Here is a 9935-nt window from a genome sequence, read left to right as displayed (position 1 = left end):
GGCGCGGACGGCGGACAAGGCCGCGAGTGCCCACGCCAAGACGGCGCGCGTCGACCTGAAGGCGGCGCGGAAGAACTACCCGGACACGCTGGCCCGCGTCGCGGCCAAGCTCCACGCGCTGCACGCGGTTCCGGCGGCCGTCGCGACGTACGTCATGTCGTCCGCCGACGACTGGACGATGTGGCCGGCGGAAACCTCGCTCGGGCTGATCGCCCTCAACGCGGGCGCGCTGTGGCTCGGGCGGCGCACGGTCACGGTGCAGCTCGACGACGACCTGTCGGCCGAGGAGCGCCGCCTCATGGAGCGGCTGGCTCCGTCGCACTGGGTGCAGCACGCCGACGAGCGCGGCCTGTCCGGCACGCTGACCGAGCGCCCGGAGGTGACGGAGGCCGGGATCGTGTGCGGCGTCCGGCTGGACGGGAAGTGGTCGGCCAAGGCCCTGGCGGCTCAGGCGGATCAGGTCCGCGCGTTGCTCGGCATGAAGGCCGACACCCGGATGCAGATCAGCCGTGGCTCGCACGGTGACCGGGCGTTGATCGTGATCCGGACCCGGTCCGCGTCGGACGGTGTCTCGATGATCTGGACGCCGGACCACGAGGGCATCGGCGTCGACGAGGTCACCGGCGAGTACGTCGACCTGCCGCTGAAGCCGGGCACGCACATCCTGCTCGCCGGGATCACCGGCATGGGCAAGAGCGTGAGCTGGCGCCCGCTGGTGATGCGGGCGGTGCTCGACGACGAATGGACCGTGATCGTCCTCGACCCGAAGCGTCAGGAGGCGATCGGCTGGGAGCACTGCCTGCGCTGCGTCGGCCAGGAGCCGAACCGCGAACAGCGGATGGCGGACATCTACGCCATGGCGAAGGAGCTCACCCGCGAGATGCACCGCCGACAGGGCATCGCCACCGGCCCCGTGTGGGTGCCGGACGGCAAGCCGGAGAACCGCAAGCTCCTGGTCGTGATCGACGAGGGCGCGGCCATCGTCCGGATGGCGAAGCAGAAGCAGTACGCCGACGTCATGGACCTGTTCGAGGAGCTGTGGTCCGAAGCCCGGTCGGTCGGCTACCAGTTCGTGTGGGCCACCCAGTTCCCGACCAAGGCGGTCGGCGTCCCGGCGGCCGTGAAGGAGAACATGTCCGCCCGGCTGTCGCTGACGGTCGGCGCCGGTGAGGCCGAGCGCGCGATCTTCGGCGAGAGCGCCCAACAGGAGGGATGGCTCCCGTCCAAGCTCGACGGCATCCCCGGCCGCGCGATGCTCCAGTACGAGAAGCGCGGCAGTGACCCGCTGCGTCTGTGGCACGTCACGGACGGTGTGATCGCCTCCCTGCCCAAGGCCGACCCGTGGCACAGCCCGACGGCGACCGCCCCGTCGCCGACCGGGCCGAAGGGCCTGGCGCTCGTGAAGTCGGGTCCGGCCGAAGCGGCCCCGGCGGCCTCTGCCGAGGCGGACCTCACGGACAACCAGCGGGCCGTGCTCAAGGTCGTCCGCGACGGCGCGACGACCAACGCCGAGATCGCCAAGGCGACCGGCCTCAACCCCGGATCGGCTGCCCGCGCGGTCGACGCCCTGGTCAAGCGCGACTTGCTCGCCAAAGACGGCACGGCGATCCGTCTGGGCGGTGCGGCATGAGCGCCAACCTCACCCAGGCCGTGGCCGACGCCAAGCAGGCGGAGGACCAGGCCGCACAGTTCGCGCAGATCCTCGCCGTGGTCCAGGCCGTGCAGGCCGCGAACCAGGCGACCGCCCCGGCCCCGGCCGGGCACGCCGCGTGCAGCTGCTCGCACGGAAAGGCCGGCGGTTGGTCCGCCGGAAAGACCGTGGCCGTGGTCGGGGGCGGCGCCGCGTGCGTCTGCGTCCTGACCGGGATGTTCCTCGCCATCGCCCTGGTCGGGCTGGCGTTCATCATCGGCGGGCCGATTGGCTACCTGCTCGTTCGCGAGATCCGGAAGGGGAAGTGACCATGCAGAAGCTGGCGAAGCTGAAGAACCTCGACCTGTTCCTCGTGGTCGAGCTGGTCGTCACCGCAGGCGCGTTGAGCGTGGTGGTCGCGACCGTCGCCCCGAACGTGGGCGCACTGATGAGCCTGCACGGCACGTTCGCCCTGATCGTCGGCGGGTTCGTCGCGGTCCTGATGGACGTGGTGTGGGTCGGCGCGATGCGCTCGGTTGACGTCGGCATCAAGGCCCGCCGCTGGTTCACAGTCGCCCTGATGGGCGGGCTGTCCGTCGCCGCTGCGGGCGGATCGATCGTTCTCATGAACGTGCTCGGTCACGCGTCGGTCCTGTCGTTCCTGCCGGGCCTTGCGCTCGCGGTGACGGCGGTCCGCGTGGTCCACGCGAACACGTCCGTGAGTCCCGAGACGGCCGAGGACATCGCCCAGGAGCGGGCGGCCGAGGTCAACGCGGAGGCCGCGTCGAAGTCGAAGATCCGCCTCGACACGGCCCGCCGTGAGCGGGCAGCGGCCGAGGAGGTTGCGGCGGCCGCCGCTGAGTCCAACCGGCTCCTGGCCCTGGCAGAGGAGGCGGTCCGGCAGAAGACCAGCCAGAACGCCCGCTATGCCGAACTCAACCGCCGCGTGAAGGAGTCCGAGACCAGGCACGGCGACGCGGAGAAGGCGTTCCACGAGTGGGTTGCCAGCGTGTCCCTGCCGGTCGGCCTGACGCCCCCGCAGATCGACGCGTCGCAGCCTGGTAGGCCGTCCCTGACGGCCGCGCAGGACGCCCAGGACCCGTTCAACCTCCGAGAGCTGGAGGCGCCGTCAGACGGGCCGCTGTCAACGTGGACGCCCCAGGTCAGCGCCGCGTCGGCACCGAAGCCCGACGCCGTGCACGCCGACGTTGACACGGCCGACCGCCTGTCGACCGCCGAGGCCAACCGCGTGATCGAGGAGTGCTGGCGCAAGGGCCTGAGCACCCGCGAGGCAGCCGGACCGTCAACCCGCTCGCACGAGACCGTCAACCGCCGCTACAAGGCCCTGGAAGCCCAGTACGGCACCCAGCCGATGAAGGGCCAGACGACGATCGACGGTGAGGCCGCGTGATCGCCCTCGCCTACCTCGCCACCGTCGCGGTCGCCCTCACGGTCCTCGCGCTCGTTCTCCGGACACGACCGGTCCCGGCCCCGCCGGAAGCGCCGGCGCCCGCACCGGCCGCGCTCCCCGCCACGGCCGCGCCGGAGCTCCGGCTGATCCTCGCCGCGGCTGCCCAGCTCGCCGCCCGACTCGACACCGCCGCATAGGAGGCCGACATGCCGACCGCCACCACCCCGCCCCGCGGCGAGTGCTCGCAGTGCTGGTTCCACGCCTACGCCTCCCGGCAGGCACACGCCGGGCTCGGCCCGCGTGAGGACTGCCCGGCCTGCGTCGACCACATGGTCAACGGCCACCCCGTCCACCTGATCGCCAAGTAGCCACCAATCACCCGCCGGGGCCGCGCACGTCGCGGCCCCGGCCCACCGGAGGGAACACGACCATGACCGAGCCCAAGACCCCCGCCCAGCTCGCCGACGACGCCGCCGAAGCGATCCGCGCCCTCAACCACGCCACCCTGTCCAGCCGCCCCGGCTGGGAGTACCCCGGCGACGCGTACAGCGTGGTCGGCAACCTGGGCACGCTCGTGATGCGCCTGCCGCAGGCGCTCGAACAGCTCACGGAGTTCGTAGGGCGGCTGCACGCGGACGGCCACGTCAAGGCCGACGCAGGCGGCACCCTCGAACGGATCTACAACCTCAACGCAGCCATGGGCGATGCGACGGACGCCGCCACCAAGCTCCGGTCCGCCCTCGACGAGATGCACGCGGCACTGTCCCCGCTCGCCTACCAGGACTGACCGCACGTCAAAGCCCCGCCGGATCACCGGCGGGGCTTTCCTCGGCCCTTCAAGTCACACCAGCCACTTAGGGCATTGGGCGAGCCGGGGGAACCTCCCGCCCTATCAGTGCCAGGATCACCACACACAACCCCAGACATGGCACGACCCCGGCTGTAGGAGGCCGGGGCCGCCGCCCCAATCTCGCGCCGTGCGCTACGGCGAGACAGGAACGTTGCTCAGTGACGAGCGTACAGAGCGATACCTCCGCCACACCATCACGCGGCCCCCAGTGCAACGGCCCCGGCTGCGGCAAGCCGATCTTGCACATCCCCGGCAAGGGCCGCCCCAAGATCTACTGCTCCGACGCCTGCCGTAAGCGGGCAAAGCGGGCAATTGCCCGCAACGCCGAAACCACCACAAACGGTGCGGGGCAGTCCCGGCCCGAGCAAAAAACGGACGCGGGCTTTAGTAGTAAGGGAAAATCTCCGTCCACCGCAGGTCAGAGGTGGTGCGCGACCACAGCGGACGGTCCGGACGCTGGAGAGTCTGAGAGGGCGCAGCGCCTCTCAGAACAGGAACCCGCACGGACCGCGAAGCAGGACCCTCGGGACGAGCGATTCGCGCGGCGCGACGCGCACCAGACCGTGGCGGTCGGGGAGGCGTTCAAGGCGTGCGGCTACCGGCTGACCGCCGGGGTCGCTGAGCTGCTGTGGAAGCCGGGCGAGGCAACGTTCGGCAAGACGTGCCGCTGCAACAACGTCCACGTCTGCCCGTGGTGCATGAGCCGCATCCTCGCCGTACGGGGCTCCAACATTCAGCTCGCCGCCGACGGCCTGGCGGACGCCGGGTACGGGCTGCACCTCGGCACGAACACGCTGCGGCACTTCGAGCGGATGGCGTTCGGCACGGTCCGCAAGGGGATGCGCTTCGGCCTGGTCGCGGTCCTGCACGACGGCTGGGCAGGCGCGTATGGGTCGGCCGGTCGCCGCTGGCGCACGCTGCGGGACGACTTCGGAATCGTCGGCTATGAGCGGGCCTTCGAGGACACGTTCGGTTGGGGTTCGGGCTTCCACCTGCACTGGCACACCATGTGGGTCACGCAGGAGGTGTTCGACGCGGAGACGCAGGCGGCCTTTCGCGACGCGCTGGCCGACGCGTGGGCGGACGCTGTTGAGGCGGCGGGCGGCTACAAGGTCAGCCAGACGTGCGACCGACCCGGGTGCTTCTGCGGCGGCAAGGGCCACGGCTTCGACCTGCGCCCGCTGAACAAGGGCGAGGAGGGGCAGGCGGCCCGCTACCTGTACAAGGACGGCGACAAGGCCAAGGGCGGCGTGGCCAAGATCGGGCTGGAGTTGGCGGGTCAGAACTTCAAGGCCGGTCAGCAGGAGGGCCGGATGGGGCCGCTCGACCTGGGTGACGCGGCAGCGGCCGAGCTGCTGCGGCTCGGCAGGCCGGGGCCGCTCGTGGAGAAGTACCGCGAGCGGGAGTTTGGCGTCTTCCAGGTGCGCAAGCACTACCGGACGCAGAACCTGAACAAGCTGATCAAGGCGCTCGGCATTGCGCAGGACACCCGGACTGAGGAGCAGATCACCGACGACACCGAGGGCCTGACGGCCATCGCGGTCATCCCGGCCGCGATCTGGTACCGGCACATCGCCCGGCGCCCGGGTCGGCGGCTCGACCTCATCAAGGTCGCGGAGGCGTACGGCCTGCCGGGCGTCCGGCAGCTGGTCGAGTCGTGGGGCCTGGTGTGGGGCAAAGACGTTCTCGACCCGCCGACCCCGGCCGCGCCCGCCGCGCCGGGCGACCTCGACGCCGACCAGCTCGGGTTCGAGGTCATGTCGGAGGAAGAGGCGAAGTTCCGCGATGCGCGCCGCGCCGCCAACGCGGCACGCAAGGACGAGCTGGCCGCCGCGCTTCACCGCTTCCGGAACCCGAACGAGCCGATCCGAACCAAGGTCAGCCTCAAGAAGCCGATCCGCGCCAAGCGCCCTCCGGCCGCGTAGGCCGGACGCGAACTGACCCCAGTTCGCACTAACTTGCTGTCGGCTCCTGACGACCCAGAACGCCCCGCCTGCCATCGGCCGGCGGGGCGTTCGGCCGTCCCCGGCCGGACGGTTACTGACGTCAGTAACCCACAACTCGCTGCACCCGGTTACTGCCCCCCGGCGGGGTTCCCGGGACGGGGAACCCCCTTTGTCCTCACCCGAGATCTGCCGGACAGGCTTGCCCTACAACTTGCCGTACAACGTGCCCTTCAACTTGCCCTACAACTGGCCCTACGGCTTGCCGTACAACTTGCCTCCAGCCGACGCCGACGTGGTCTCCGACGTGCGAGTCAAGGGGGTCCGGCCGCGCCGACTACTTCCCTACGGCGCCCCTTCCGGCGTCGCGGCTGTGCCCGGCCCGAGGTTCCGCCGGCCTTTCCGGTCGACGACGTCCCGGTGCTCGACTTCCCCCAGGAGTGCGTCGGGCTCGATGCGTTCGGCGGGGAGAAGCCGCGGTGCGGTGTCCGTCGACGGCGTGCTCCTGGTGGTGCTCGGACCGGTGCCCAGCGGGCGGCGCATCGTGCTCATGGCGGCAGTCTGCCGCCGCGCCAGCGCAGCATTTGCACGCCCCGTATCGACGCCGGAGGTGGGGCTTCCTTGATCCCGCGCTGGTCAGACCTACGTCGATTCGTAATGCCTGAGCTGTGCCCGTATCGATCTTGTCGGGGCTGGGCATGCGGAAGGGCCCGCACCGATCGGTGCGGGCCCCTCGTGGCTGGGTGCTACTTCTTCGGCTTGTTGCCCTGGTCGCCGCCGTGCACGGTCCCGTTCACCGTGCCGCCGGACACGCCGTAGCTGTTGCCCGCGACGATCGAGCCGCCGAAGGTGACGCCGGACTCCTCCGCAGCCTTCACGAGCGCGTCCGCGTCGCTGCTGTCGACCTGGTTGCCACCGAAGTTGAAGACGGCCATGACGGTTCCTCCTGGGTGTGGGTGGTGCCGGGTGGTGGTGGTCGGTGCTGCTCAGACGCCGATGTGACGGCGGCCGGAGTCGTACATGCGCCGGACGCTCGACTGCTTCTCGGGGTCGTCGTAGATGGCGGCCGCGATCTGGCGCCACGACATGGCGTAGTGGTCCCGGAGCTGCACGACCTGGACGGCGGCGCGACGCTCCAACAGCCGGGCGAGACCGGCGGTGTGCGTGACGGCCTGCAGGGCGTAGTCCGGCCCGTACCTCTCGGGCTCGCCCGTCGCGCCGAGGGCTTCCAGCGCGAAGGAGAGCTGGTCGGTCTCGACCGAGCGAGCGAGGTAGCCGTTCGGGTCGTCGCCCGGCTCCCAGGTGATCTCAGCCGATCCGCCGCTGGTCTTCGTGATCCGCACAGCCATGGGTGATCCCTCCCGATTCGGGGTGTGTGCTTTGTGCACACCAAGAGACTGGCACAGGGTGTGCGCATTGCGCAAGGGTCGACTTGTTGGGAATGCCTAGGTGTGTGATCTGTGGTGGTTTGTACGGCCGTTGGGTCGTGATGCAAAGGTGTGGGCGATCGGGCCGTGCGAGTGCTGCGGGCGAAAGTGCCAGAGGTGTACGGCGGTCGGGCTCGTGCTCCTGGTCGTCGTCGGCGTACGTGAAGTCGGTGACGTACGGCGGCGGTCGATGACGTACGCGGCGAAGCAGGCCGGGGCCGACCGGACGGAAGTGCCGGCGCTTTCGGCGGCCCGCGTACGGTCGGCGGCATGAAGCGAGAGACCCCAAGGGACGGCGACGGCAACAAGGTGTGCGCCTGGTGCGGCGGCGAGATCCGGCAGTCGGGCGTCGGCCGGAGCAAGGACTACTGCTCGCGCACCCACCGCGAGTACGCGTACCGGGCCCGCCGTGAAGCGGAGCTGCGGATCGTCGCCTACTCGCGCGGCAGGGCCGACGCACGCACCGTTTCGTCAACTGACGGAAGTCGGACGGGCCCTGTTCCGTCAGTTGACGAAACGGTGTCCGCAGGTCCGGCCCCGGTTCCGGCGCCCGCACCGTCCGGTGACTTCCTGCTCTCGCCGCCCGCCGCGGCTGCCCAGGAGCAGGCGGACCCGGTGCCGCCGAGCGCGTGGCGGGCGGATCCGCCGGCGCCCCGGCGGCGGCTGAGCCGGAACCGGTCGGGCATGAAGTCGTCAGCGATGCCGCTCCCGTTCCTCGAGGACGACGACGGCGGGAGTGGGTCGTCAGCAGCGGACCCGCGCTGAGCGGAGCGCCCCCACGGTCCGCACCACATCGCGGCAGCAGGAGCTCCCCGCGAGCCCAGGACGGGCCGTCAGGTCCCCTCACGCGCCCGTCTGGCGTGACGGCGGGGGAACGGCGCCCCGCCCAACTCCGGGGCCGTCAGACGGCCGTACAGCGCTCCGGACCCCCCTCCCTTCCCGCTGGCCGTCTTTCACCGCCCGTCCGGTCCGCAGACGCCGTGCGAGTAGGCCACGGAGGATTACGGGCCCTAGGCGCTTCGTTGGGCCCCGCGGGACGGCTTCCGGCACTCCTCCCCCGAGGGCCGTCCGGGGCCGCCTGCGGGTACGTTCGGGAGTTGGCACGACGAAGCCCCCCGCCGAGTTCGGATCGGCGGGGGGCTTCGGTGTGAGCTGGGTCGGTCAGCTCTGGTGCACGCGCCAGCGGCCGGCGGGCGCGACGGACTCCCCTACCTCGACCGTGTCGCCCTGCGCGTCCACGTAGACGTTCCGGCTCAGCAGGACCGGTGCGCCGGGGGTCACCCCGAGCAGGCTCGCGTGCTCCGGGCTGGCGGCGTCGGCGGTGGATGCCTCTTCGGAGGCCACGGCGCGGCGGCCGGTGGCGGCCTCGATGGCGGACGGGGTGCCGCCCACGATCCGCTCCCGCAGCAGTAGGGCGGGCACGGCCTCCGCGAGTTCGGCGGCGAACCAGCTCGTGCTGGCGCTGACCGGTTCGGCGTCGGCGTTGTGCGTGACCCGCTGGCGACGCAGAGCCTGGCCGTCGCCCTCGACACCCAGGAGGTCCGCCACCCACTCCGGAGGGGCGGTCAGCTCCGCGTTCGTGATGACCGCGTACTCGCCGTCGGCGTAGATCCGTCCGGTCGTGAGCGCGGACTCCAGCCGGTCGGCTGCCGTGCGGTGCAGGGTCCGGCGCGTGCTGACGGTGGTGGCCGCGCCCTGGCGGGCCTCCGCGAGCCCCTCCGCCTTCAGCGTGCGGTGGACCTTTTGCGCGGTCGCGGTGGAGATGCCGTACTCCGCCGCGAGCTCGCGCACGGACGGCAGCGCGTCGCCGTGCGATAGCTCGCCGCTGACGATCTTCGACTTCAGGGCGGCGACGACTTGGAGGTACGGGGGTGTGCGTTCCAGGGAGGACATGGCGGGCTCCTTCGGGTGGGTGAACGGTGCGGCGATCTAGCACAGCATCCCAAGCAGTGGTCTAACACAGTGTATGGCTTGACACAGCAACTGTGCTACCACAGTATGGATGTTGTTCGGCGGTTCCTCCCGAGGGGCCGCCGAACGGCTCGAAAATCCGGGGCCCTCGCGCGCGTACGCGTAGGGGCCCCACCCCGGAAACCACCGCAACACCGAAACCCGCAGGTCACACGCTTGCGGGGGCGCAACCGCCCGCAAGGGAGGTTGCGGTCCGGGGGTTGCGGGCTCAACCGCCACAAACCAGGCGGGCCGGAACGCCGCGCGAACGGCAATCCCGGCCCTGATCCACGACCACTGAAGGAGCGACTCGTGGACTACGCAGCAGCATGGAACAAGATCGGCACCGGCACCAAAGCGACCCTCGGGTTCTCGACGGACCGGATCAACAAGGCGACGGCCGCCACGGGCCGCGGTCTCGACACCGCCGCCCTGGCCTGTGCCCCGTTCGCGCACCGCTGGGACGCCGAGGCGGACCGCCGGATGGCGCTCCGGACCCCGGAGAACCTGAAGGCGCTCATCGCCGCTCAGCGCCAGAACACGTCGGCGCGGTCGACGGCGGCCACGGCCAAGAGTCAGCGGCAGGCGGCGCGTAAGACGTCGTCGGTGCTCAGCGGTGCCCGGCGGGCGGCGCGGACGGCGGACAAGGCCGCGAGTGCCCACGCCAAGACGGCGCGCGTCGACCTGAAGGCGGCGCGGAAGAACTACCCGGACACGCTGGCCC

At 71.1% G+C, this 9935-nt stretch carries 12 protein-coding genes and 1 pseudogene; 9 read left to right on the top strand and 4 right to left on the bottom strand.

The genetic code is table 11. The features are described from left to right. The 7 genes from AC067J_RS43635 to AC067J_RS43605 all read left to right on the top strand — a co-directional run. Positions 1–1630 (top strand): type IV secretory system conjugative DNA transfer family protein (locus tag AC067J_RS43635; RefSeq protein WP_478308445.1); only part of this gene is annotated, 1630 nt, incomplete at its 5' end. Continuing rightward, a complete protein-coding gene (locus AC067J_RS43630; protein ID WP_478308444.1) occupies positions 1627–1959 on the top strand; it encodes a hypothetical protein in 333 nt (110 codons plus the stop codon). The genes AC067J_RS43635 and AC067J_RS43630, both read left to right, overlap by 4 nt. A 2-nt stretch (positions 1960–1961) precedes the next feature. Next, a complete protein-coding gene (locus AC067J_RS43625; RefSeq protein WP_478308443.1) occupies positions 1962–3041 on the top strand; it encodes a hypothetical protein in 1080 nt (359 codons plus the stop codon). Beyond that, positions 3038–3238 (top strand): hypothetical protein, encoded by a 201-nt coding sequence (locus tag AC067J_RS43620; RefSeq protein WP_478308442.1) that lies wholly within the window; start codon positions 3038–3040, stop codon positions 3236–3238. Before AC067J_RS43625 ends, AC067J_RS43620 begins: the two co-directional genes overlap by 4 nt. Positions 3239–3247: 9 nt before the next feature. After that, positions 3248–3409, top strand: a complete 162-nt coding sequence (locus AC067J_RS43615) for a pRL2-8 (RefSeq protein WP_478308441.1) — start codon at positions 3248–3250, stop codon at positions 3407–3409. Between the two features lie 62 nt (positions 3410–3471). Continuing rightward, positions 3472–3828 (top strand): hypothetical protein, encoded by a 357-nt coding sequence (locus AC067J_RS43610; RefSeq protein WP_478308440.1) that lies wholly within the window; start codon positions 3472–3474, stop codon positions 3826–3828. 221 nt (positions 3829–4049) lie between these two features. Next, positions 4050–5816: a hypothetical protein gene (locus AC067J_RS43605; RefSeq protein ID WP_478308439.1), complete on the top strand. Its 1767-nt coding sequence runs from the start codon at positions 4050–4052 to the stop codon at positions 5814–5816. A gap of 363 nt (positions 5817–6179) precedes the next feature. Here the strand turns inward: AC067J_RS43605 and AC067J_RS43600 are convergent, their stop codons facing one another. The 3 genes from AC067J_RS43600 to AC067J_RS43590 form a co-directional block, all read right to left on the bottom strand. Beyond that, positions 6180–6386 (bottom strand): hypothetical protein, encoded by a 207-nt coding sequence (locus tag AC067J_RS43600; RefSeq protein ID WP_478308438.1) that lies wholly within the window; start codon positions 6384–6386, stop codon positions 6180–6182. Positions 6387–6580: 194 nt separating this feature from the next. Beyond that, entirely contained in the window at positions 6581–6769 is a 189-nt protein-coding gene (locus AC067J_RS43595; RefSeq protein ID WP_478308437.1) for a hypothetical protein, read from the bottom strand. A 51-nt stretch (positions 6770–6820) separates the two neighbouring features. Further along, positions 6821–7183, bottom strand: coding sequence for a hypothetical protein (locus tag AC067J_RS43590; RefSeq protein WP_478308436.1), 363 nt, complete (start codon positions 7181–7183; stop codon positions 6821–6823). 348 nt (positions 7184–7531) lie between these two features. Between AC067J_RS43590 and AC067J_RS43585 the strand changes: the two genes are divergently transcribed. Further along, positions 7532–8026: a hypothetical protein gene (locus AC067J_RS43585; protein ID WP_478308435.1), complete on the top strand. Its 495-nt coding sequence runs from the start codon at positions 7532–7534 to the stop codon at positions 8024–8026. A gap of 396 nt (positions 8027–8422) precedes the next feature. Here AC067J_RS43585 and AC067J_RS43580 read toward each other — a convergent pair whose 3' ends face one another. After that, entirely contained in the window at positions 8423–9154 is a 732-nt protein-coding gene (locus AC067J_RS43580; protein ID WP_478308434.1) for a GntR family transcriptional regulator, read from the bottom strand. A 369-nt stretch (positions 9155–9523) separates the two neighbouring features. Between AC067J_RS43580 and AC067J_RS43575 the strand changes: the two are divergent. Then, positions 9524–9935: pseudogene (locus tag AC067J_RS43575) on the top strand (hypothetical protein); the annotation flags it as partial.

The organism is Kitasatospora sp. NPDC042419 (assembly GCF_056437345.1).
Note: the sequence above shows the minus strand (reverse complement) of the source record. Positions and strands in the feature narration are given on the sequence as shown.